23 protein-coding genes and 1 other annotated feature are annotated in these 21,517 nt (G+C 40.5%); of the genes, 19 read left to right on the top strand and 4 right to left on the bottom strand.

The window, feature by feature from the left end:
- Positions 1-208: 208 nt before the first annotated feature.
- From B5Y67_RS26230 to B5Y67_RS26365, 3 genes are all read right to left on the bottom strand, one after another.
- Positions 209-343 carry a hypothetical protein gene (locus tag B5Y67_RS26230; protein WP_282432781.1) on the bottom strand — a complete coding sequence of 45 codons (135 nt, stop codon included), beginning with the start codon at positions 341-343 and terminating at the stop codon, positions 209-211.
- 79 nt (positions 344-422) lie between these two features.
- Positions 423-1,007: an RNA polymerase sigma factor gene (locus B5Y67_RS14290; protein WP_088227112.1), complete on the bottom strand. Its 585-nt coding sequence runs from the start codon at positions 1,005-1,007 to the stop codon at positions 423-425.
- 332 nt (positions 1,008-1,339) lie between these two features.
- A complete protein-coding gene (locus tag B5Y67_RS26365; RefSeq protein WP_140419101.1) occupies positions 1,340-1,444 on the bottom strand; it encodes a DUF2935 domain-containing protein in 105 nt (34 codons plus the stop codon).
- 97 nt (positions 1,445-1,541) lie between these two features.
- Here B5Y67_RS26365 and B5Y67_RS14285 point away from each other — a divergent pair, with 97 nt between their 5' ends.
- Positions 1,542-1,925, top strand: a complete 384-nt coding sequence (locus tag B5Y67_RS14285) for a DUF2935 domain-containing protein (RefSeq protein WP_242975979.1) — start codon at positions 1,542-1,544, stop codon at positions 1,923-1,925.
- 456 nt (positions 1,926-2,381) lie between these two features.
- Here the strand turns inward: B5Y67_RS14285 and B5Y67_RS26225 are convergent, their stop codons facing one another.
- Entirely contained in the window at positions 2,382-2,504 is a 123-nt protein-coding gene (locus B5Y67_RS26225; RefSeq protein WP_282432780.1) for a hypothetical protein, read from the bottom strand.
- A 427-nt stretch (positions 2,505-2,931) separates the two neighbouring features.
- On the opposite strand from B5Y67_RS26225, the gene B5Y67_RS14275 reads away from it, so the two are divergent.
- The 18 genes from B5Y67_RS14275 (at position 2,932) to serC (ending at position 21,477) form a co-directional block, all read left to right on the top strand.
- Positions 2,932-4,083: a DUF4317 domain-containing protein gene (locus B5Y67_RS14275; protein WP_088227110.1), complete on the top strand. Its 1,152-nt coding sequence runs from the start codon at positions 2,932-2,934 to the stop codon at positions 4,081-4,083.
- A 108-nt stretch (positions 4,084-4,191) separates the two neighbouring features.
- Complete coding sequence (locus B5Y67_RS14270) at positions 4,192-4,749, top strand: flavodoxin family protein (RefSeq protein WP_088227109.1); 558 nt, start codon at positions 4,192-4,194, stop codon at positions 4,747-4,749.
- Positions 4,750-4,825: 76 nt separating this feature from the next.
- On the top strand, positions 4,826-5,314 hold the full coding sequence (locus B5Y67_RS14265; RefSeq protein ID WP_088227108.1) for a pyridoxamine 5'-phosphate oxidase family protein: 489 nt from the start codon (positions 4,826-4,828) through the stop codon (positions 5,312-5,314).
- Positions 5,315-5,430: 116 nt separating this feature from the next.
- Positions 5,431-5,673, top strand: a binding site (T-box leader).
- Positions 5,674-5,718: 45 nt separating this feature from the next.
- Positions 5,719-6,714 carry a tryptophan--tRNA ligase gene (trpS, locus tag B5Y67_RS14260; RefSeq protein ID WP_088227107.1) on the top strand — a complete coding sequence of 332 codons (996 nt, stop codon included), beginning with the start codon at positions 5,719-5,721 and terminating at the stop codon, positions 6,712-6,714.
- Between the two features lie 306 nt (positions 6,715-7,020).
- A complete protein-coding gene (locus B5Y67_RS14255; protein WP_088227106.1) occupies positions 7,021-7,434 on the top strand; it encodes a GtrA family protein in 414 nt (137 codons plus the stop codon).
- A 506-nt stretch (positions 7,435-7,940) separates the two neighbouring features.
- Complete coding sequence (locus tag B5Y67_RS14250; protein WP_088227105.1) at positions 7,941-9,119, top strand: ABC transporter substrate-binding protein; 1,179 nt, start codon at positions 7,941-7,943, stop codon at positions 9,117-9,119.
- Positions 9,120-9,186: 67 nt separating this feature from the next.
- Positions 9,187-10,074, top strand: coding sequence for a branched-chain amino acid ABC transporter permease (locus B5Y67_RS14245; RefSeq protein WP_088227104.1), 888 nt, complete (start codon positions 9,187-9,189; stop codon positions 10,072-10,074).
- Positions 10,075-10,134: 60 nt separating this feature from the next.
- A complete protein-coding gene (locus tag B5Y67_RS14240; RefSeq protein ID WP_088227250.1) occupies positions 10,135-11,025 on the top strand; it encodes a branched-chain amino acid ABC transporter permease in 891 nt (296 codons plus the stop codon).
- Complete coding sequence (locus B5Y67_RS14235; RefSeq protein WP_088227103.1) at positions 11,018-11,779, top strand: ABC transporter ATP-binding protein; 762 nt, start codon at positions 11,018-11,020, stop codon at positions 11,777-11,779. Before B5Y67_RS14240 ends, B5Y67_RS14235 begins: the two co-directional genes overlap by 8 nt.
- Positions 11,779-12,483: an ABC transporter ATP-binding protein gene (locus tag B5Y67_RS14230; protein ID WP_088227102.1), complete on the top strand. Its 705-nt coding sequence runs from the start codon at positions 11,779-11,781 to the stop codon at positions 12,481-12,483. The genes B5Y67_RS14235 and B5Y67_RS14230 overlap by 1 nt, the downstream gene beginning before the upstream one ends.
- Before the next feature lie 345 nt (positions 12,484-12,828).
- Positions 12,829-13,140, top strand: a complete 312-nt coding sequence (locus B5Y67_RS14225; RefSeq protein ID WP_088227101.1) for a hypothetical protein — start codon at positions 12,829-12,831, stop codon at positions 13,138-13,140.
- A 517-nt stretch (positions 13,141-13,657) separates the two neighbouring features.
- Positions 13,658-13,840, top strand: coding sequence for a hypothetical protein (locus B5Y67_RS14220; protein WP_088227100.1), 183 nt, complete (start codon positions 13,658-13,660; stop codon positions 13,838-13,840).
- A gap of 307 nt (positions 13,841-14,147) precedes the next feature.
- Positions 14,148-14,387 (top strand): hypothetical protein, encoded by a 240-nt coding sequence (locus tag B5Y67_RS14215; protein ID WP_088227099.1) that lies wholly within the window; start codon positions 14,148-14,150, stop codon positions 14,385-14,387.
- A 509-nt stretch (positions 14,388-14,896) separates the two neighbouring features.
- On the top strand, positions 14,897-16,573 hold the full coding sequence (locus B5Y67_RS14210) for a sensor histidine kinase (RefSeq protein ID WP_088227098.1): 1,677 nt from the start codon (positions 14,897-14,899) through the stop codon (positions 16,571-16,573).
- Positions 16,574-16,590: 17 nt separating this feature from the next.
- Positions 16,591-17,358 carry a LytTR family transcriptional regulator DNA-binding domain-containing protein gene (locus B5Y67_RS14205; protein WP_242975978.1) on the top strand — a complete coding sequence of 256 codons (768 nt, stop codon included), beginning with the start codon at positions 16,591-16,593 and terminating at the stop codon, positions 17,356-17,358.
- 239 nt (positions 17,359-17,597) lie between these two features.
- On the top strand, positions 17,598-19,418 hold the full coding sequence (locus B5Y67_RS14200) for a carbon starvation protein A (RefSeq protein WP_088227097.1): 1,821 nt from the start codon (positions 17,598-17,600) through the stop codon (positions 19,416-19,418).
- A gap of 84 nt (positions 19,419-19,502) precedes the next feature.
- Positions 19,503-19,811: a hypothetical protein gene (locus B5Y67_RS14195; protein WP_140419100.1), complete on the top strand. Its 309-nt coding sequence runs from the start codon at positions 19,503-19,505 to the stop codon at positions 19,809-19,811.
- Positions 19,812-20,388: 577 nt separating this feature from the next.
- Positions 20,389-21,477: a 3-phosphoserine/phosphohydroxythreonine transaminase gene (gene serC, locus B5Y67_RS14185; RefSeq protein ID WP_088227094.1), complete on the top strand. Its 1,089-nt coding sequence runs from the start codon at positions 20,389-20,391 to the stop codon at positions 21,475-21,477.
- Positions 21,478-21,517 lie beyond the last annotated feature (40 nt).

The following is a 21,517-nucleotide window of genomic DNA, read 5'->3' as shown; positions in this document are numbered from 1 at the left end:
CTTTGCAATCGAATATGATAACTATTCTCAATTAAAAAAATACATTTAAATTCTGATAATGTCAATGGTTTTAGTTGGAAATGCTTTATTATTACGCCCTTAAATCAATTCATATAATCATTTATTCATACTAGCCCTTAAAAAGTGGAAAGACTCGCCCGTTTGTTTAAGCGGGTGAGTCATTTCGGAGAGTTTCAAACGAATCTAATTATTCAGTGGGAATAGCTTTTACTGCAATCATAGCTTTTGCCAACGGACATTCATCAGAATGATTTTCTCCGCAATGATGGCAAAGTTCGATGAGAGCCGCAAGAGCCTTTTCCTTTTTAGCAGCATCAAACATTAAATTTCCTCCCCTCACAATGACTTCATTTATTTGACGAAGTAGTGAGGGAAAAAGATAGTGGTTCCAAAAATCTTGTTTACTCAAGGCCTTTGGCAGTGAGAGTAAATGTTCCAGTGCTACCGTATTGGTTTTTAGATGACAGGATTTTCCTCAATAATGATCTTGCTTTGTGTAATCGCCATTTTACTAACTCGTTGGAACAATTAAGAATTTCGGCGACTTCTTTCGTGGTACAACCGTTGATTTCTCGCAAAATATAGACCTCTTTTTGTTGATCGGGTAGTTCAGCTATTGATTTGAATAGGATATTACGAATCGCTGTTTTCTGACAGGACGAGTCAGGGTCAGTACCTGCCGGGGTCTTTTCAAATTGGTCATCAGGTGTACTATTTTCATGACGTACACAGGCTTTACGTTGATGATCAATCGTATGATTGACCGCAATTTTGTAAAGCCATGTAGAATATTTTGATTCGCCATGAAATGTGCCTAATGACTGAAATGCTTTTAAAAAGACTTCTTGGGTTAAATCTTGAGCTAAATGGTAATCACCGATCATTCCATATATAAGGTTCAGAATTTTATCCTGGTTCTTCTCGACGATTGACTCAAAGGAACTATTGGCATCTGTCAATCCTGATTGGTATATGTTCGCTTTCATTCTATCAGTCCTTCCCAAACGAAGTTAGATTCATTATCTCCATATTTAGACGCAATGAATTATAAAAAGATAGTCAATAAGAACCATCCTTACCACCCGTATTATTTAGTTTGTACTATTTTTTTACTTTCGTTCCTTCTTAATTTACGAAGATTTTGTGTCTACAATATATCCTTGTTATAAAAATGCAATGATTATTTTAGCATAGTTCCTTGATTTGTAACTAAAAAGTAGTATGTTAATCTTTGGCTTTAGATTACATACTACTTAACTATCTTTCATTTGAATAAGTTTTAGAAACTTTTATAATACAATAGTTCAGGGTGGGGTTTTCACTTTAAACGTCTGAGAAATGTACTCAAAATTCTTAGATAATGATTCGCTTCCCGGATGACATGATCACCTAACAAGGGCATCGCCAGCGGATTTAAAATCATATGCTTGACTGTTCACGTTTAATTTCCCATTTTTGTAATTCATATCCAGAGAGAAGCGCTTTTCTACATTCATCATTTAGAACGATTGCAACGGCACATGGTAGTTGGCTTTGTTCAGGAAGCTCTCGAAGAAGAAAAGTTTTGGAATCGGCAAATGGCGGAACATGCACAGTTTATCACTCACTTATTAGATCCAACTGAATCCGGTCTAATAATTAAAGCAAATAATTTTGCGGACCAGTTTGATAGGCTTGAGCTTGTAGCGCAGGGAAAAGGACAAGGCACAACTCTTGGACAGTTAACACGGGAAACTATTACGGCAACCCGGTCATTTAGGGATTTTAAAGCAGCTGGTACGGAAGGGCTGCTGACATGCAAGATAAAATCAATTCTAATTCCGCTCTTGGCGGATCATGTATTAAGAGAAGCCAATCATTACCTTAGAATATTAAATAGGGCAAAACGGAATTTACAGTTATAACATATTAGAATATCGATAAGATAAGTAATTTTCACGAACCATCTAAGATATATAGCCCAATTGAAAGCTGAATCACTAATGTTAGTAGCCTTCAATTGGGTAAAATTATTTGTTCTTAAAACATAAAACTAAAATGGATACATGGAGTTTAAGGACCAACCTTAATGTTAAAACCTCCGTCCGAAGAAGAAAAATGGGAAGAATGGGAAGAACGGGAAAAAGAATGGGTTAAAGAATGGGTTAAAGAATCCAAAACGTCTGAAACCGACCATTTAGATTTCCTCCTTTCTCAACCGTACTACATTGAAATGTTAATTAGGTTATCAACCAACTGTTTCACTGCAGGCTTTAAAAAATCACACCCAAAGCAATAAGAATTAAAATGGCAATAGCAATAATACCAGCGCCGATGCCAGTCCCACTAAAGAGAAATCCGCCCATTTATTTGTCTCCTTCCTATAATTTTAGCCTTAAAATATGATGCCCATTGCGATGAGCAAAAGAATGAACGACTACGATCGAGATGCCAGTTAGAAAACGAGGATGGCCTAAAGTCCCATCAACAACACCTAACGCCATTAGTTACCCCCGTTATCCTAAAAGATAGTACATGATATGCTTTGTCCCAAGATCTTGCCACATTGTGGTAAGTGAATTTCGTTGTAAAACTGCTTTTTTCTTAAAATAATAATTTTGTCCCGATAACTTCTTGTCACCCCAGTCCATTATTGGATGTAAGATAGATAAAAGGGGGGGATTTTTTGATAACTTCAGACTATCATGTTCATTCTTATTATGGTTAATGGCCCTTTTTTTCTATGCCCTTACATAACAGATATGGGCCCCATGGTGCCATTTATTCCAACCAGTTTGCAACGCTTAACTGTCCTAAAATGACTCCCCACCGAAGCTCCGATGTTCAGCTTTAGCTGAATGAGTTCACTTTCATATCCAACTATGTTAACATTTAAGACATTGGAAATTATACTGACTAAGGGGATTAAGAATGGACAAAAATGATCTCGCCAAGCTTAGAAAAGAATTTAAGGCAGGCAATGACGGGCTAAAATTAGGGGAAATTTGCAGTGTTTATATCAAAAAAGATAATGCACAAATTCTTGGGGTAGAAACTGAATATTTTGAGCAAATGGACGAATTAAAACAGGAGTTTTACCTCAAAGGATTTAAAAAGCTTATTACAGGTCAACTGGACAGTAAAATATTTGAACTAAGTTTTGCGGACAACAAACTCGGTGAAAACCCGGAGCAAAAGGTCCTGTTTGAGGCCCTAAACTCGGATTTCAAAGAACAGATTGGGCACATTGTGAAAAAAATCATAGATCACAGTGAATCCTACGAATCGGATTATATGATTTCATTTACCCGTGGGGAATTTTGGATTCCTGCAAAAAACGAAGTGGGCGAAGATGACGCAGCCAAAAACGATGTTGTTAATGCTTTTCAATTTATGATGGGTACCGTCAACTTGGTGTCCAGTCCCAAACGGGCCTTGATGTTTGATTTTGAGGAAAAGAACTTTAGAGTTGACATCCCGATGAATGTTTATATCAATGCCGTATCACCTGAAGAGGGATTTGTGTTTCCTTCCATGAGTGATGGGTATGCAGATACGAATAAAGTCATTTATTATACCAAAAAAGATAATCAACCTAGTGAATCTTTTATTCACCATGTTTTAAATTGTGAGCTAGTCCCAACAGCTCAAGATGATAAAGAACGGTTTTTAACAATTATTAAAGACGTCGCAGGAGATCAGGTTGAACCTGAGGTAATTGCCAATGTTTATGAACAGATAAGTGAATGCATCCTTGATGCAGATGAAGACGGCGAGATCCCTACCCTTGGCGTCAAAGCTATTGAACAAATTCTTGTCAAAAGCGGAATTGAAGATACACGTAAATTAGAAAGTTCATTTTTGGTCAATACTGAAAAGGCAAATTATGAATTTAAGGCGACCAACCTGTTACCAAGCAGTAAAGTGATTGAAATTAAAAGCAATGTCGCACAAATTAAGATTCGTCATGAGGACTTAAAGCGCATTAAACAAGTCAAGAGGAATGGACGACAGTATTTGCTGATTGAGATTGATGACCCTGCAATTCTGGAAGGCTTTGAATTAAGTACGGAGGAATTTTAAAGCTATTGAACTACGTTAGGAGCGTTGGCTATAGTCCTCCTTGCTCTAAGCTTTTGGGTTACTTCGTGTAATTATCTAAAACCAAATTTAGTGAGGGGGTTATTTTCTGTGAAAAAAATTGTAGTCCTTAACGGAAGTCCCCATGAACATGGGTGTACGGCAGCTCTGGCTGATGAGGTCATTAAAGGATCTGGCAGCCTAGGAGCTGTGGTCAAGTCTTACCATCTGAGTGGTATGAATATTAAAGCCTGTCAGGGATGTCGTGCTTGTACAGAGAAAGGCCAATGTGTGCAGCAGGACGATATGCAGGAAATATTAGATGAGATAGCCAGTGCCGATGGGATTGTTTTCGCTACGCCAGTCTATATGTGGCAGATGTCGGCGCAATTAAAAACTGCAGTTGATCGCTTGCTGCCGTACCTCCGTCCTGGCTATACCAGCAGTCTCGAATCAGGGAAAAAGGTTTTACTCGCGGTAACCCAAGGCAGGACTGAGACGTCTTTATTTCGGCATTACTTTGAGCATGTAGGGAATAACCTTTTATTCCTTGGCTTTGGATCGTATAAAATTCTCATAGCCGGTGGGACCCGTCAGCCTGAGGATTTAGTCAATCAAACTGAACTCTTAGAGGAAGCCAGGCAAATGGGTCAATGGCTTGTTGAGTAAAAGTAAGTGCTGTTAATGAAGCAGATGGTGTACTGTACAATAGCTAAAACAAGAAGAATTAAAATGAGGTGTATTAATGTTTCGAGAAATGAGAAGAAAGAAACAGCTCTTGCCTGAGGAAGAGGCAAGAGAAATTATCAAGGCTCAATCATCAGGGGTGCTGGCTGTAACGGGCGATGATGGTTATCCGTATACCGTTCCGATAAGTTATGCTTATGTCGATGGTAAACTTTATTTCCACTGCGCAAAAGAAGGCCACAAGATCGATGCAATCAAGCGGGATGAAAAGGTGTCCTTCTGTGTCATTAACCAGGATAAGGTTATCCAGGAAACCTTCACGACCCATTTTCGTAGTGTCGTTGCCTTTGGCAGAGCTAGGATTCTGACGGAAGACAGTGAGAGGAGAGCCGCTCTTGAAAGCCTTGTTAAAAAGTATTCCCCGGACTATATTCAGGAAGGGCAGAGGGAAATTGAAAAAGACTGGGGTAGAGTTAGTCTGGTTGAGGTCAAGATTGAGCATATGACGGGCAAGTCGGCAATTGAAATTGTCAAAAATGAAAAGTAATCATGAGAATTTCGGTTTTTTCCGTTGCTGTAGGGACAGACGTATAGAACGGTTGACGAATGAAACTTGATTTAATGATTTTAAACTGATAAACTACTAGTTAATATAAATAGTAATTAAAAGCGATGATAGAGAAGAGTAACTATTTAGGAAGCGTCAGAGAGCTGATGGCTGGTGAGAATCAGTGTGGAATAAATATTGAATGGCCTCTTGAGCAGCAACCCGAAATGGTAGTAGGAGTTGACGTGATAATCCACACGTTACAAAAGATGCCGTATTATTTTTAATACGGAAAGAGTGATTTAATATGTGTAGTATTAAATAAATATGGGTGGTACCACGGTCCAATCGTCCCTTTTAGGATGATTGGGCCTTTTATATTTTAGTTTAAAGGAGAGTTATTTATGGCGGTAATTTTCTCGGGTGTACAACCTAGTGGCACAATAACTTTAGGGAATTATCTTGGAGCAATGAAAAACTTTACAAAGTATCAAAATGAGCATGAGTGTTATTTCTGTATAGTCAACCAACATGCTATTACTGTTCCCCAAGAACCGAATCAGCTCAGGAATAACATCAGGAATTTAGCCGCATTATATTTGGCAATAGGTTTGGACCCGGATAAAGTAACACTATTTATTCAATCCGAAGTACCTGAACATGTCAAATTGGGATGGATAATGACTACTTTATCTTATATTGGAGAGCTTGAACGAATGACTCAATATAAGGATAAATCTCAACGTCATGGGAATGGTGACTCTATCCCTGCCGGCTTACTAACTTATCCGCCGCTAATGGCTGCGGACATACTCCTATATCAAACTGATTATGTTCCGGTTGGAGATGATCAGAAACAACACATTGAAATAACCAGGGATTTAGCACAACGATTTAATAATCGGTATGGGGAAACTTTTAAAATTCCTGCTATTCACACTCCAGAAGTCGGAGCAAGAATTATGTCATTACAAGAACCACAGAAAAAGATGAGTAAATCTGATGCAAATTCCTTTGCAACGATTTATTTGCTTGACGAACCTGAGATAATCCTGAAAAAGCTTAAAAAGGCTCAAACAGATTCGGAAAACAAAATTTCTTACAATAGAGAGCTTAAGGCAGGCATATCGAATCTTATGGCTATATATGCTTTAATTACGAATAAGTCAATTAAAGAAATTGAGCAGCTTTATGACGGAAAAGGATACGGACAATTTAAAAATGATGTAGCTGAAGTGATTATTGAGGCCATTCGTCCCATTCAAGAAAGGTATAAGGAATTTGTTAATAGCAGCTACCTTGATCAAGTATTGACGGCTGGTGCAGCTAAAGCTTCCCAAAAAGCAGCTGCGACACTTAATATAGTCGAAGATCTCATGGGTTTATCAAGAAAAATTTAAGTTGATCGAACATTTACGTAGTTGATAATAAGGAAGCCGGTCTCTAATTTTCACGAGATCGGCTTCCTTATGTTAAATTCATTATAGTAATGTTGATATGATTGATGTACTATTCAATATACTTTAAAATACAACATAAATATAGCCTAAAACACCAAATGATAAAGCAACCATAAGTATATTATTACATAAAGTTATAATTTTATTGGGAAGGTGATTTTTATAAACAAGCATCCTGAAGACACAACATAAAGAAAAGAATAAGTACGTATTCAATTTCAAAAATACAAGGAGAAGGACTTAATAATGAATAAAGAGTTGGAAGGTTCTCTGAGCTTAAAGAATAAAAGAAGTTATTCCATACCAAGATTTGTTAAATACTTAATTGTTGGCGGTTCATCAGCGTTAATTGAACTTTTAATATTTTCTTTTTTAAGGATGTTATTCATAGATCTTACGATATCGAATATTGCTGCTGTTGTTTTAGCAACCTTATTTAATTTTTTTGTCAATAGAGGATGGTCATTTCCCACTAGTTCCAACTTAAAACGAAGTTTTATATTATATCTTATTTTATTCTCATTAAACTTAACGTTTAGCACCAATGCAATACGAATAATGGTCAGCTTTGGATTTGTTGAAATATTTGCAAAGATAATTACTATGGCTTGTATAACAATATGGAATTACGTTCTTTATCGTAAAGTAGTTTTTAAGTAGCAGTCAAGGGAGTTTCCCTTCGGTTGCTCTCTAACCGATATCGATAAAAATCCCTTGGACTTTTTGTCCAGGGGAACTTTTTTAGGGGGGCATTCCTGTAGTTTTTGATGAACAATTTTGCAAAGGGCTAACCAGTTTGTGTCTAGAGAGAAACGTATAGTAAATATAATGATCGGAAATTTTTGACCTGGGAATAGATATTGAGATAGATTTGTCGAAAAATAGGTGGAAAAAAAGGACATATTTGACCAATTGTTGTTAAAGAGGTTGAGAAGTTGAGAAATTGCGGTAATCCAAGAGAAAAATACGTCGAAATTTTGTTGTAACACAGTTTGGTGATTGACACGTTAATCTATAAAATATAGAATATGCATAAATGAGAATCTTGACACTACAAACCTTGGTTTTTTCCGAAAAAGTTTATGCGGAGGTGGGAGCAACACTTAAAAAGTATTTTTATCCGATATCCAACAATTAAAGAAGAGAGTTTAGGGGGAGAAGTAGAAATGAAAAAATTTTTTGTAATGGCTACGGCCGCAGTATTGAGCCTAAGCCTGCTGGCTGGATGCGGTACCACGGGCGCCACCTCTAACGGAGGCGGTTCATCTGCCGGCGGTAATCTAAAGATCGGGGCTGACCTTGAACTTACTGGTGGCGTGGCAATGTTTGGTACGGCTGCCCAGAAAGCTATTGACCTTGCAGTTGAGCAGCAAAATGCCAACGGCGGCCTTTTAGGCAAACAAATCAAAATGGATTACGCTGACAATAAATCCGATCCTGGTGAGTCCACTAACGCAGCTACAAAGCTGATTACCCAAGACAGTGTTGTTGCCGTAATCGGAGCGATGACCAGCGGTAACACCTTGGCAGCGTCACAGGTTGCCATAGACAACAAAGTTCCCCTTATTTCACCGACCGGAACGGCGGATAAAGTGACTGTAGAGAATGGACAGGTTAAGCCCTATATCTTCCGTGCTTGCTTCATCGACCCCTTCCAAGGCCAAGTGGCTGCGCAATTTGCTGCAAATACTCTGAAGGTTCAAAAGGCAGCCATCTTTATTGACCAAAAGAGTGATTATTCCATCGGCCTGGCAAATGCATTTAGTACTAATTTTAAGAGTGCAAACGGACAAATCGTTTCCCAAGAAAAATATGTTGCCGGCGACAAGGACTTCCGTCCGCAGCTTGCCCGGATCAAGTCATCTAACCCAGATGTTGTCTTCGTACCTGGATATTATGGTGAAGTTGGACCAATTGTTAAACAAGCCCGGGAAATGGGCATGAACCAGGCCTTTATCGGCGGTGACGGCTGGGGTTCACCGGAACTGTTCAACTTGGCCAGTGCTGACCAGTTAAACAATTGCTATTATGTTAACCACGTGGCCATTGACGATCCGAGCATGGCTGATTTCGTAAAAGCTTTTAAGGCTAAATACAACCAGGATCCTGATTCATTTGCCGCTCTTGGCTATGATGCTGCTCGTCTCATGTTCCAAGCAATCAAGGATGCAAACAGCACAAACGGTGATAAAATTCGTACAGCTCTCGAAAATCTAAAGGGCTTCAAAGGTTTGAACGGTGACATCACAATGGATCCCAAGACCCACAATCCAATCAAAGATGCCGTCATCATCAAGATCGAAAACGGTAAGAATGTCTTTATGACAAAAGTCTCGCCGAAATAAGCCTCGTAGGGAGGAGGGGGGCAATCCCCCTTCTTTTAATTTTTAAACTGACAGTAGGAGGAACATTATGCACAGCATCACAGAGCTTCTGCAACAGCTCGTGTATGGACTGTCACTCGGAAGCATTTATGCCTTAATTGCTTTAGGGTACACCATGGTTTACGGAATCGTTAAGCTCATTAATTTCGCCCATGGCGACGTCATGATGGTTGGCGCTTACATGGGTTGGATTGCAATCACAGTATTCCACTTTCCCTTTTTTCCAGCTATCCTATTTGCTATGATCGTGGCAGCGATCGCCGGAATTATCATTGAACGGACAGCGTATAAGCCTTTGCGCAATGCAACCCGTATTGCTGCTCTTATAACTGCTATTGGCGTTTCTTTGTTTCTTGAATACGGCGGCATGCTGGTTGTTGGGGCGCAAATGCGCACCTACCCCAACGTTTTTCCTGAAACTATGTATAATATTGGGGGAATTATTTTTAAGTTCGGGGACATTGTCATGCTGGTGACCGCTCTTGTACTCATGCTCTTACTTCACTTCACGGTTCAATATACGAAGATTGGCAAAGCTATGCGTGCTTCCTCATTTGATATGGAAGCTGCTCTCTTGATGGGAGTAAATGTAAATACAACGATTTCTGCTACATTTGCTATTGGTTCAGCCCTGGCAGCTGCAGCAGGTGTTCTGTACGGAATTTATTTCAACTCTATTGACCCATTGATGGGTATCACTCCGGGGTTGAAAGCTTTTGTTGCGGCTGTTTTGGGAGGGATCGGGATTATCCCCGGGGCGATGGTCGGAGGGCTGGTTCTGGGCATTACAGAGTCTCTCGTCAGTGGTTTTGGAGCTTCGACCTGGCGTGATGCCGTGGCGTTCTTAATCTTGATTCTTGTTCTGATTATCAAGCCAAGCGGGCTCTTTGGGAAAAATCTTCGGGAGAAAGTGTAGGTGAAAAGAGTGAGTATTCTGAACCGAAAAAATGCTTTGACGTTGTTCCTTGTTATTGTTATGTACGCTGTCATTCAGGGCTTGATCGTCACCGACATTTTACCTCCCCTCTATACTTCTACCCTGATTCAGGTCTGTGTCTATGTGATTTTAGCAGCAAGCCTGAATTTAATTAACGGAATTACCGGGCAGTTTTCCATCGGTCATGCGGGCTTCATGGCTATCGGAGCCTACTTAGCCGGGATTGTAAGTGTCAAATTCCATGGCCCTTTATTTCTGTCTTTACTCGTAGGCGGTATTGTAGCAGCAGTGGCCGGTTTCATTGTTGGTTTGCCAACGTTGCGTCTGCGAGGAGATTATTTGGCGATTGCCACACTTGGATTGGGCCAGATCGTCATGATTATCTTCCAAAATATTGACTACTTTGGTGGAGCGGCTGGTATGCAAGTCGGCCGCCACATCAATTGGTCATGGGCTTTTTGGGTAACAATCATTAGTTTGGTCGTAATCCACAACTTTGTTAATTCCACTCATGGGCGGGCATGTATCTCCGTGCGCGAGAATGAGATTGCTGCAGAAGCAATGGGGGTTAATACAACAAAATACAAAGTTCTAGCCTTTACTTTGGGTGCTTTTTTCGCCGGTGTTGCTGGTGGTATCTACTCGAATTATATGTATTTCATTCAACCTACGACCTTCAACTTCCTAACGTCATTCAACATTCTGGTTATGGTTGTGCTTGGAGGGTTAGGCAGCATGACAGGCAGCATTCTAGGTGCATTAATTATGACAGTTTTAAATGTGGCTTTGTCAGGGATCCCATCGCTGCGGATGGTTATTACAGCGCTTCTTCTAATCATAATGATGTTATTCCGGCCTTCGGGTTTAATGGGGACAAAGGAGTTCAATCTGAATTTCTTGGAGAAGAAGGGGGAGAGAAACGTTGCTTAAAATCGGAAATCTCTCCAAATCCTTTGGCGGGCTTAAAGCCGTTTCAAATCTAAATATTGACATTAAGGACGGCGAGCTAATTGGTCTGATTGGGCCTAACGGTGCAGGGAAAACAACCGTATTTAATTTAATCACGGGAGTTTATGAACCCACGGAAGGGGAAATCTTGTTTCGGGAACGCAAGATCGATGGTCTTAAGCCATATCAGGTAACTCACAGAGGGATAGCCCGTACGTTTCAGAATATTCGCCTGTTTGCTGATTTAAATGTTATAGACAATGTAAAGATCGCATACCATCAACACGCCAAGTACAGCTCGTTAGGAGCAATCCTTCGGTTACCCAGTTATTTTAAAGGGGAGGCTGAGATGGAGAAAAAGGCCTTGGAACTGTTGAAGGTCTTTCGTCTCGAGGGCAAAGCAAGAGAGGTTGCCAAAAACCTCCCTTACGGTGAACAACGAAGGCTAGAGATAGCAAGAGCGTTGGCTGCGGAACCTAAGCTTTTGCTTCTCGATGAACCGGCGGCCGGTATGAATCCTCAAGAAACACATGAATTAATGGAACTCATCCGTTGGATCCGCGATACCTTTAAGCTTACTATTTTACTGATTGAACACGATATGTCATTAGTCATGGGAGTCTGTGAACGGATTTATGTTCTAGACTATGGAACAATCATTGCTCAGGGCGGTCCGGATGAGATTAAGTCCAATCCGAAAGTCATTGAAGCTTACCTGGGAGAGGAGGCCATCTAATGTTAGTGCTTGAAGATGTCCATGTTTATTATGGAGCCATTCACGCTTTAAAGGGGATCTCCCTCCAGGTAAACCAAGGGGAAATTGTCACGTTGATCGGATCCAATGGAGCAGGAAAGAGTACTTCCCTAAAAACAATTTCTGGCTTGCTGCGCCCGAAACAAGGAAAAATGAGTTTTAATGGTGAAGATCTATCCAAGATTCCACCACAGAAAATTGTGGCCAAAGGTATTTCCCAAGTTCCTGAGGGCCGACGAATTTTTGCCAACATGACTGTTTCGGAAAACCTTGATATGGGTGCTTATCTGCGCAAAGATAAAAGCGGCATCAAGCAAGATGTGGAGAGAGCTTTTGAACTTTTTCCACGTCTAAAGGAGCGTAAAAGCCAAGTCGCAGGAACCCTGTCTGGCGGAGAGCAGCAAATGCTTGCTATGGGCAGAGCCTTGATGTCCAGGCCGCAGTTGCTGTTGCTCGATGAACCATCTATGGGACTTGCTCCTATTTTAGTTAAGCAAATTTTTACGATCATCCAGGAAATTAATGCCCAAGGCACTACTATTTTATTAGTGGAGCAGAATGCACATATGGCCTTGTCGATTGCCCACCGCGCTTATGTTTTGGAGACGGGTAAGATCGCTTTGGGCGGACAAGCTCAGGATTTGGCTGCAAGTGAAGATGTTCGTAAAGCTTATCTAGGGGGATAAATAAGGCCTAAGTGATTGCAATACAGCTCTCAGGGCTTTCTCATCTAGCCTTCGGCTTGTATAATAAATGGGGTTATAATATTTAACGGGATTCCTTATGGAATCCCGTTAAATATTTTTTTATGATAAATTTAAGACTGTATTAGCGTTTTGAATATCCATTTGAACTTGGCGATCAACGGGCCATAAATTCACTTGCTTTATGATCTTTATGCCAAATAGGAAATTCATTAAAGGGTTTTTTCAAGAAGATCATTCTATTGCTGAAAGACTTAACATAAATCCGAAAAGTTAGGAGATAATAGCGATTGGAAATCTAAAATCTTAGATGGAGGGGTTACAACAATGGATAATAACTCTGCTTCAGGACAACAAAATATGAACAGGGCTCAAGAATTTGAGCAAAAGGCACAAGAAGCTGCTTTGGGAGAGCAAAAGGCCAGAAACTTTAATGCTCAGAATTCAAGTGATCGGAATAATCAACAAAGTCAGTTTGGGAACATGAATCAGCAAGTATATGGGAACCAAACTATGATGAATACTACAAATAGTCAGCAAGATTGGCAAAAAGCTCAGGAGTATGAACAACAAGCACAACAAGCTGCCATGGGTGAGCAGAAGGCAGATAACTTTAATGCCCAGAATTCTGATCAATAAAGAATAGACCATCTAATAATGGATGCTATTGGGTTGATGATTCTTAATCCAAAGATAGATTAATCTATTGGTAAAAGAATAAACGAAAAAATTTGCATAAAAAGGGATAGTAAGGTTATCTTCAAGTAAAAATTGAAGATAACCTTAACTTTTTGATGTGATTAATTATCATTCATTGATACTTATTTCGGTTGCGGTGGTTTAATCTGAGGAGTTGGATTGCTTTTTTGGGGAGAAGATGGCGGATTACCTTGATCAAGCGTAGTCATGTTTTGCACTCCTTTAAGTCGAATTTGAATTAGTTTTTGCAATTACTAAATTTCTAAACCTTGATTTGATTTGCCAATTTTCGGTGATCTATTACAAAGCGCGAACCATCAGAACCATCACGTCATGGTTACAAACATGCTTAAGATTTAGCTAATTGGGTAGATACGGTGATAATTAAAAACCCTCATACTAGTACCAAAGGTAATATTATCTTCACTAGAGAATAGAACAATAAAGGGGGGATAATATGAGTTTGGGTTTATCAGCAGAAGAAATTGAAAAGCTGTTAGACGGTAAAGTAATGAATGCCGAAGTTATAGCAGAGGTAATAGTCAAAAACAATAAACGTATCGAATTGGATATCGAAGAGAAAAATAAGAGATTTTATGAGTGCGTAAAGCGCATGGTTGACCTTGAATTATTATATTAATTAAATCAAACTGGTTTTTTTAGCTAACCTCTGAAGAATAGAATAGATATTTGGACAAATAAAATGCTATGAACGTCGCGGAATAGACGAAAGGTTCCAGCAAAGTTTAAACTGGTATGTTGACCCCATGGAGAGCATATCGAACTTCTGGGGCCTTTTAAGTATGGATTCTTCAAGAGTTCTTAATAGTGTGACCACATAAACATCACAATTTGTTAAGATCAAAACGATATGTTTCAATTAGTATAGGATTATACTCACAATAGTTGATATGCCCAGGTTAAATAAAAATTTGGAGATTAAATTTATGTCAAACAAAGAAAAGTTTGTAGAAGAATTAATAAAAGAGGAAATCTATAAAGCAATGAGAGAAATCGAAGAGTTGCTTCTTACTCTTATCGAGTTGAAAGAGGATGATTTAAATACGGATTTCGAAACTACTGCTGCCAGTCTTGGATTAGGTGAATTTCAATTTCTGAAAATGTATCTGGAATCACTTATGTCCCCGAAAAGTGGCAATAAGTTAGAAAGAGAAGCAGCAAATTAAGTTTTTATATAACAAATTTTTATCGATAACATACGGTTTATCTATGGACAAAATAAGATGGCAATGATAATCTTTGTGTAACACCTTTTACCATACTTTTGCACCTTAAATTTTCCTCTTCGACTTCCATCGGTAAGGATGGGAGTTCTTTTTTCGTCAAAAATGGTTCGCAGAAATAGCATAAGTTGGAGTTTAGATGATTTGCTTCTTACTCCGCTGCATAATTAATAAAAAGCCGGAGAGACTATTAAATGTTACTGGAACTATTTTTTACTTAAATACTCCCACCAATGGTGCTGGGAGTATTCTTCTTCAGGAATTAGCCTCTTGTCCTTTATCGGGATAAGGGGCTTGTTAGATTTCACAGCTCTAATAGTTCTTGCCGTATACATTAGACACTAGGGAATAGTTGCTCTATACTTATATTTAAAGTTGATCGTGTCGGAATCTTATCAATGGAGCATAACATGTAAAATTCTAGGCGCTATTTTTACTGAGGTGGAATTAAAATGCTTCTGCAGCTTTTTTTGAAATTGGCTCAGAATATCAGTGTCATTGTAACTATTTCATTTCTTTTGAGTAAGACGCGGGTCTTCAAAAAAGCCATGAAATTAAAAAACAATCTATGGGAAAAGCTCTTATTAATTTCAGTTTTTAGTGCCATCGGAATTATGGGTACATATACTGGAGTTTCAATCAAGGGCGCCCTGGCAAATTCACGGGTTGTTGGTGTTGTGGTCGGGGCTTTAATCGGAGGGCCGGTTGTCGGGATTGGAGCAGGAATCATAGCAGGGCTTCACCGTTACTTAATTGGAGGATTTACAGCGTTTGCCTGCGGTTTAGCAACAGTAGCAGAGGCCTGTGCTGCGGCCTGGTACTCTCGAAAAAGAAGTTCCAAAGATTTTTCCTGGAAGTTCGGACTTAGCATTGGAGTACTGGCTGAAACACTGCAAATGTTAATTATCCTGGCAATTGCGCGTCCTTTTTCGGCAGCCTGGGATTTAGTCAGTGCTATAGGATTGCCTATGATTATCATGAATTCTGTAGGAATTGCGATTTTTGTTGTCATAGCCCGGAATTCTCTTGAGGAAGAAGAACGAGCCGGAGCATTACAAGCGCAAAAGGCTTTGGAAATCGCCAAAATTACCTTGCCTATTTTAAGTAAAGGTTTAGACGAGGATACAGCCAAGCAGGTTGCTCAGATAATATTTGACCGTGTGGAAGTCGAAGCAGTGGCGCTGACGAACAAAGAGGTAATTTTAGCTCACGTGGGAAATGGTTGTGCTCATCATTTGGTTGGTACTCCGATAATGACTGAGGCTACCAAAGAGGCTTTGAATGCCGGCGAAATGAAGTTGGCTTTGGACAAGGAGCAAATCGGCTGCCCAAATAAGGACTGTACTTTACGTTCTGCAGTAATTGTCCCTTTATTCAGCCGTGGAGAAGTGAGTGGTTCCTTAAAACTCTATCAGGACCGTGCACGTGGCATTGGTAGTGTTGAGATTCAGCTGGCTCAAGGATTGGCGGGTTTGTTTTCCACTCAATTGGAATTGGCAGTCCTGGAGGAGCAGGCGAAATTAGTCAGCAAAGCTGAGCTTAAAGCACTCCAGGCCCAGATTAACCCTCACTTCCTCTTTAATGCCTTAAATACAATTGTTGCTCTTGTACGGACGGATGGCGAAAAGGCAAGAAAGCTGCTGATACAATTGGGCGAATTTTTTCGAAAGAATATTCAACGCGGAGACAAATTTGTAACTCTACGGCAAGAACTTGAGCATATTCGGGCTTACCTGAGTATTGAACAGGCGCGATTTGGCGATAGCTTAAGTGTTGTAGAAAACATACAATCAGAGGCGGAAGATTGGCAATTACCGGCTTTAACATTACAGCCGCTTGTCGAAAATGCAATTAAGCATGGAATTTATCCAAAGGTTGAAGGTGGTACCGTAGATATTAGCTGCTGGGTTAAGGATAATGCTTTACAGGTTGTTATTAGTGACGATGGAGTGGGAATTGAAGCGGAAAGGCTTGAAGAAATCTATCATAAGAAGGGCACTTCCAGTCAGGGAATGGGACTGGGGCTGAGCAATGTGAACGATCGATTAAAATATCTCTATGGTTCTGGCCTTTTAATAGAAAGTGAACAAGGGAAGGGAACACGGATTTTGTTTAGTATTCCCAGTTGAAAGGTGAGGAGAAAATAATGCGGGCGTTTATTGTTGATGATGAGGCTTTATCCCGGGATGAACTAAGGTATCTGCTCGAACAGGAGGAAGATGTTTCTATTGTGGGGATGGCTCGAAACGGGCGAGAGGCTTTGGAGTTAATTCCCAAAATGCATCCTGACGTTGTTTTTTTGGATATACAGATGCCAGATTTATCCGGTTTGGCTGTAGCACGGGAACTGCTGATTGCGATGGCACCGAATGGCGTTCCTCTGTTTGTCTTTGCCACGGCCTTTGATCAACACGCGCTGGAAGCTTTTGAGGTTAATGCTATTGACTATATTCTTAAACCCTTTAGCGATGAGCGTTTGCAAAATACCCTTGAGCGCCTGCGCAGCTTCTTGGAAAAGGCCGGAGATTCCGATAGGGTTGAAAAGGATAAACTTGATCGAATCTTGAACCTTCTGGAGAAACCTTCAGGTCAGGCGAAACTTCCGGTAGAAGAAAATGAACGGATTATACTTTTGGAAGCTAGTAAGATTATTTATGCCTGGGCGGAGGATCGACGTGTTTTAGTAAAGACAGATACGGCCACTTATAAAACAGGTTATAGTTTGAGTGAACTGGAAGTAAAATTGGGTTTATTGCAAACGCATAAGAGTTACTTAGTAAACAAAGAAATGGTTCGGGAAATTGTGCCTTGGTTCAATGGGACTTACAATTTAATTATGTCAGATCCGGAAAAATCACAAGTACCGGTTAGTCGAACATACGTTAAATCTGTGCGCTCCGCTCTGAAATTTTAGCAGATGACCATTGATTAAAGTGATTTTGAATCTTATCGAAAAAAACGTGCCTCTTAGGTGCGTTTTTTTACGTCTTGTTCAAAAATTCCTCCGATTATTAAATAAGTCTGATATGATAAAAGCACAGTGGCCGCTGTGAATGTTCTCTTAGATATCACAATAATTAAAATTGGTACTAATAGTTACTCAAAATTCCCAATTTTTTATTTTATAAGAATTTAGAAAGGAAGGATTTAAGTATGCATGCGATTTATCTCGTCATTGCTGCCGCCTGTATCTTACTGATTGGCTACCGCCTCTATGGTACGTTTATGGCCACTAAAGTACTGGCCATTGATCCTCGGATAGCTACACCGGCTAAACGTCTGGAAGATGGTCATGACTTTGTTCCGACGAATCGCTGGGTCGCATTTGGCCATCACTTTGCGGCAATTGCTGCTGCGGGACCCTTGGTAGGACCGGTTTTGGCGGCTCAATTCGGATACCTGCCAGGTACCTTGTGGATTCTTATTGGAGGAGTCCTGGGAGGAGCAGTTCATGATATGGTGGTGCTGTTTGCTTCAGTGCGTCACGATGGACAATCTCTTCCCCAGATTGCTAAAAAGGAAATAGGACCTGTTACAGGAGCTGCGGCATCATTAGCGGTATTATTCATCCTGATTATTACGATGGCTGGCTTGTCAATTGTTATTGTTAGTTCGTTAAATACTAACCCCTGGGGGGCCTTCACAGTAGGCATGACGATTCCCATCGCCATCTTTATTGGGATTTATATGCGTTACCTGCGTCCGGGTAAATTGGGTGAGGCATCTGTAATCGGAGTTGCGCTTATTCTCTTGGCAGTTGCTCTGGGGCCTATGATAAAGAGTTCAGCTTTGGCTCCCTACTTTAATTACAGTGCTCATGCTATTGAAATCGCTCTCCCTGTCTATGCTTTTGTTGCTGCGGCTCTGCCTGTTTGGCTGCTTCTGGCGCCGCGTGATTATTTAAGCTCTTACCTCAAGATCGGAACAATCGGTGCCTTGGCTCTGGGGATCATATTTGTCAATCCCGTACTGCAAATGCCGCCTGTAACAAAGTTTATCAACGGCGGAGGTCCAATTATTGCAGGTAAAGTCTGGCCCTTTGTATTCATCACAATTGCTTGTGGAGCCATGTCCGGTTTCCATAGTTTAATTGCCGCCGGAACGACTCCAAAAATGCTGGAAAGTGAAAAGGATATCAAGATCATAGGTTTTGGGGCGATGCTCATGGAATCCTTTGTCGCCATCATGGCTATGATCGCCGCTTCCGTGCTTCCGGTTGGAGATTACTTCGCAATTAATACCGCACCGGCGGTCTTCGCTCATCTCGGCATGCATGTAGACAAATTGCCCATGCTCTCCAAACTTATTGGGCTGAATGTTGCAGGCCGTCCCGGCGGATCAGTTTCTTTAGCTGTTGGAATGTCATATGTGTTTAGCAGCATACCTGGCTTAAGCCATTTAGTTGCCTACTGGTATCAATTCGCTATTATGTTTGAAGCCGTATTTATCCTCACTGCAGTTGATGCCGGAACAAGAGCAGCTCGCTATGTTGTTCAAGATATGATCGGTGTTGTGATTAAGCCGTTCAAAAAAATTAACTGGTGGCCGGGTGCAGTCATCAGTGCAGCTCTCGTCTCTTTCGCTTGGGGCTATCTCTTGTATGGAGGGAATATTTCTACGGTTTGGCCGCTCTTTGGAGTTTCGAACCAACTGCTCGCTTCTTTAGCCATGGTGGTCGGTACTTCGATTATTTTAAAGAGCACTGGCAGAATCTCCTATGCACTTACCACCTTTATCCCATTTGTTTTTCTCTTCATAACCACCTTGGACGCGTCTTACTTTAATGTTACAAAGGTTTATCTGCCCCAACACATGGTCTTAAATGTGATTCTCTCCGTCGTTATGGCAATTTTAGCCTTGATCATCGTTGTTGACGCTTTTGTTAAATGGACTGCCCTTATCAAAGATAAGAAAACTCTTGAGATTCAAAAAGCCCGTCATCAAGAAATTCTTAAAGATCTGGCAGCAAAATAAGCATGATTTACTTTGTTGCTTTGCAGTAATCAATGTCCTTTGTACCAATGGATGATATGAACCAAGATGTTTTGGAGGTGGCAGATGATGTGGACAATCTCTCCTGAGGCTTTAGCTTTTCTTGAGAGAAGAGAGGTTAAGACGATTTCTGTGGATATGCCAATAATCGTTAACGGATGTTGCCTCCAGATTTCTGAGCCCCCCCCAGTGTACGTGGGTGAGCTCAAGGTGAGAAAGGGGTTAAAGATTCCTGAAGGTTCCTATACGGCTTTGGAAGTTCAAGGGATTAAGCTCAATGTGCCCTCGCATTTGAGCAATATGAATCTTATGGTTGATTTGACTCGCTTTTTCCACAGAGAGAAATTGGTCGTCGAAGGATGGAATCTTTGCTAGGTATTAGAAATTCGTCATAATGAAATTTGATTTAAATCCAGAAAAGATATTGACAGGAAGACTGAAATGGATTAAAATCAACACCAATAAAACCTTCGAAAATATGCTTGAACACGATGAAGGGAAGTCCCAGGCTTAAGTCGTTTAGAGAGCTGGCGGTCGGTGCAAGTCAGTCTGCTTAGTCTAAGGATTCCATCCCGGAGTGGCCAATGATGAATTGTGACGGGTTCCGCCCGATAGCGCGGACAAAAGTTGGCCGTTATTGGCAACATGGGTGGCAACGCGGGAATAACCTCTCGTCCCTATTTGGGATGAGAGGTTTGTTTGCGTTCAAAGCGTTTTTTTCCTGTGCTCTTAACTGGCTTGAACTTGGGTGGCACCGCGGAATTCCCGCCCCAATGATGGGGCGGGTTTTGTTTTTTTCTGCACATCCAATATATTACAATTTGATTAAAATATTTAAAAAAAGGGGAGTTGTGTAAATTGTTAACATGAGATAGTGATAGATAGCAAGAAATAGTGAGATATAGTGAGCGCGTTAAAATTTTAGGATAGAACAAAAGGAGGATTATTTTTCATGGCAAGAGTATACAACTTTTCAGCAGGTCCGGCCGTATTACCGGAAGAGGTGTTGAAAGAAGCAGCAGAAGAGATGTTGGATTATAACGGTACGGGTATGTCCGTTATGGAGATGAGTCATCGTTCAAAAGCCTTTGAAGGAATAATCAGCGATGCTGAGAAAACATTAAGAGATTTGATGGACATTCCAGGGAATTACAAGGTATTGTTCCTCCAAGGCGGAGCATCTCAACAATTCGCCATGATTCCGATGAACTTGATGAAGAATAGAGTTGCAGATCATATTAATACCGGACAATGGGCTAAAAAGGCTATCGCCGAAGGGAAAATATATGGCAAAATCAATGTCATCGCTTCTTCTGAGGATAAGATGTTTTCCTATATACCTGATCTAACGAACTTAACAATATCCGATGATGCCGATTATGTGTATATTTGCCATAACAATACAATTTATGGAACGAAATATAATCGGTTACCAGAAACAGGCGGCAAAATCTTAGTTGCGGATATGTCCTCGGATATTCTTTCAGAACCAGTCGACGTCACAAAATACGGCATTATTTTTGCCGGAGTTCAGAAAAATATTGGCCCTGCGGGAGTTGTGGTGGTTATTATTCGCGAAGACTTGATTACCGATGACGTCTTGCCTGGTACGCCGACAATGTTAAAATATAAGACTCATGCCGATAATAAATCTCTATATAATACCCCTCCTGCCTACGGTATCTATATTTGCGGCAAAGTATTTAAGTGGGTTCAGAAATTAGGCGGTCTTGAGGCCATGAAGAAACGAAATGAGGAGAAGGCAGCGATCTTATATGACTACCTTGATTCAAGCAAACTGTTTAAGGGAACTGTTGTCAAGAAGGATCGTTCGCTCATGAATGTGCCCTTTGTTACGGGTTCGGAGGAACTTGATGCTAAATTTATCAAAGAATCAAAGGCAGCCGGCTTTGAAAACTTAAAAGGGCATAGAACTGTTGGCGGGATGAGAGCGAGTATTTATAATGCTATGCCAATTGAAGGTGTTAGAAGTCTGGTGGAATTTATGAAAAAATTTGAGGACGAAAACAAGCCGCTTTAGTGAATAAAAGCAGATTTCATAACAAGTGGTCAAATAACAA

Source organism: Desulfosporosinus sp. FKB (assembly GCF_002196705.1).
Taxonomy (GTDB): domain Bacteria; phylum Bacillota; class Desulfitobacteriia; order Desulfitobacteriales; family Desulfitobacteriaceae; genus Desulfosporosinus.
Note: the sequence above shows the minus strand (reverse complement) of the source record. Positions and strands in the feature narration are given on the sequence as shown.

Bases quoted from the DNA above. Each gene is read 5' to 3' on its own strand.
- B5Y67_RS26230 (WP_282432781.1), bottom strand. From the start codon at position 343: ATGTTTGATGCTGCTAAAAAGGAAAAGGCTCTTGCGGCTCTCATCGAA.
- B5Y67_RS14290 (WP_088227112.1), bottom strand. From the start codon at position 1,007: ATGAAAGCGAACATATACCAATCAGGATTGACAGATGCCAATAGTTCC.
- B5Y67_RS26365 (WP_140419101.1), bottom strand. From the start codon at position 1,444: ATGATTTTAAATCCGCTGGCGATGCCCTTGTTAGGTGATCATGTCATC.
- B5Y67_RS14285 (WP_242975979.1), top strand. From the start codon at position 1,542: ATGGTAGTTGGCTTTGTTCAGGAAGCTCTCGAAGAAGAAAAGTTTTGG.
- B5Y67_RS26225 (WP_282432780.1), bottom strand. From the start codon at position 2,504: ATGGCGTTAGGTGTTGTTGATGGGACTTTAGGCCATCCTCGTTTTCTA.
- B5Y67_RS14275 (WP_088227110.1), top strand. From the start codon at position 2,932: ATGGACAAAAATGATCTCGCCAAGCTTAGAAAAGAATTTAAGGCAGGC.
- B5Y67_RS14265 (WP_088227108.1), top strand. From the start codon at position 4,826: ATGTTTCGAGAAATGAGAAGAAAGAAACAGCTCTTGCCTGAGGAAGAG.
- trpS (WP_088227107.1), top strand. From the start codon at position 5,719: ATGGCGGTAATTTTCTCGGGTGTACAACCTAGTGGCACAATAACTTTA.
- B5Y67_RS14255 (WP_088227106.1), top strand. From the start codon at position 7,021: ATGAATAAAGAGTTGGAAGGTTCTCTGAGCTTAAAGAATAAAAGAAGT.
- B5Y67_RS14250 (WP_088227105.1), top strand. From the start codon at position 7,941: ATGAAAAAATTTTTTGTAATGGCTACGGCCGCAGTATTGAGCCTAAGC.
- B5Y67_RS14245 (WP_088227104.1), top strand. From the start codon at position 9,187: ATGCACAGCATCACAGAGCTTCTGCAACAGCTCGTGTATGGACTGTCA.
- B5Y67_RS14240 (WP_088227250.1), top strand. From the start codon at position 10,135: ATGTACGCTGTCATTCAGGGCTTGATCGTCACCGACATTTTACCTCCC.
- B5Y67_RS14230 (WP_088227102.1), top strand. From the start codon at position 11,779: ATGTTAGTGCTTGAAGATGTCCATGTTTATTATGGAGCCATTCACGCT.
- B5Y67_RS14225 (WP_088227101.1), top strand. From the start codon at position 12,829: ATGGATAATAACTCTGCTTCAGGACAACAAAATATGAACAGGGCTCAA.
- B5Y67_RS14220 (WP_088227100.1), top strand. From the start codon at position 13,658: ATGAGTTTGGGTTTATCAGCAGAAGAAATTGAAAAGCTGTTAGACGGT.
- B5Y67_RS14215 (WP_088227099.1), top strand. From the start codon at position 14,148: ATGTCAAACAAAGAAAAGTTTGTAGAAGAATTAATAAAAGAGGAAATC.
- B5Y67_RS14210 (WP_088227098.1), top strand. From the start codon at position 14,897: ATGCTTCTGCAGCTTTTTTTGAAATTGGCTCAGAATATCAGTGTCATT.
- B5Y67_RS14205 (WP_242975978.1), top strand. From the start codon at position 16,591: ATGCGGGCGTTTATTGTTGATGATGAGGCTTTATCCCGGGATGAACTA.
- B5Y67_RS14200 (WP_088227097.1), top strand. From the start codon at position 17,598: ATGCATGCGATTTATCTCGTCATTGCTGCCGCCTGTATCTTACTGATT.
- B5Y67_RS14195 (WP_140419100.1), top strand. From the start codon at position 19,503: ATGATGTGGACAATCTCTCCTGAGGCTTTAGCTTTTCTTGAGAGAAGA.
- serC (WP_088227094.1), top strand. From the start codon at position 20,389: ATGGCAAGAGTATACAACTTTTCAGCAGGTCCGGCCGTATTACCGGAA.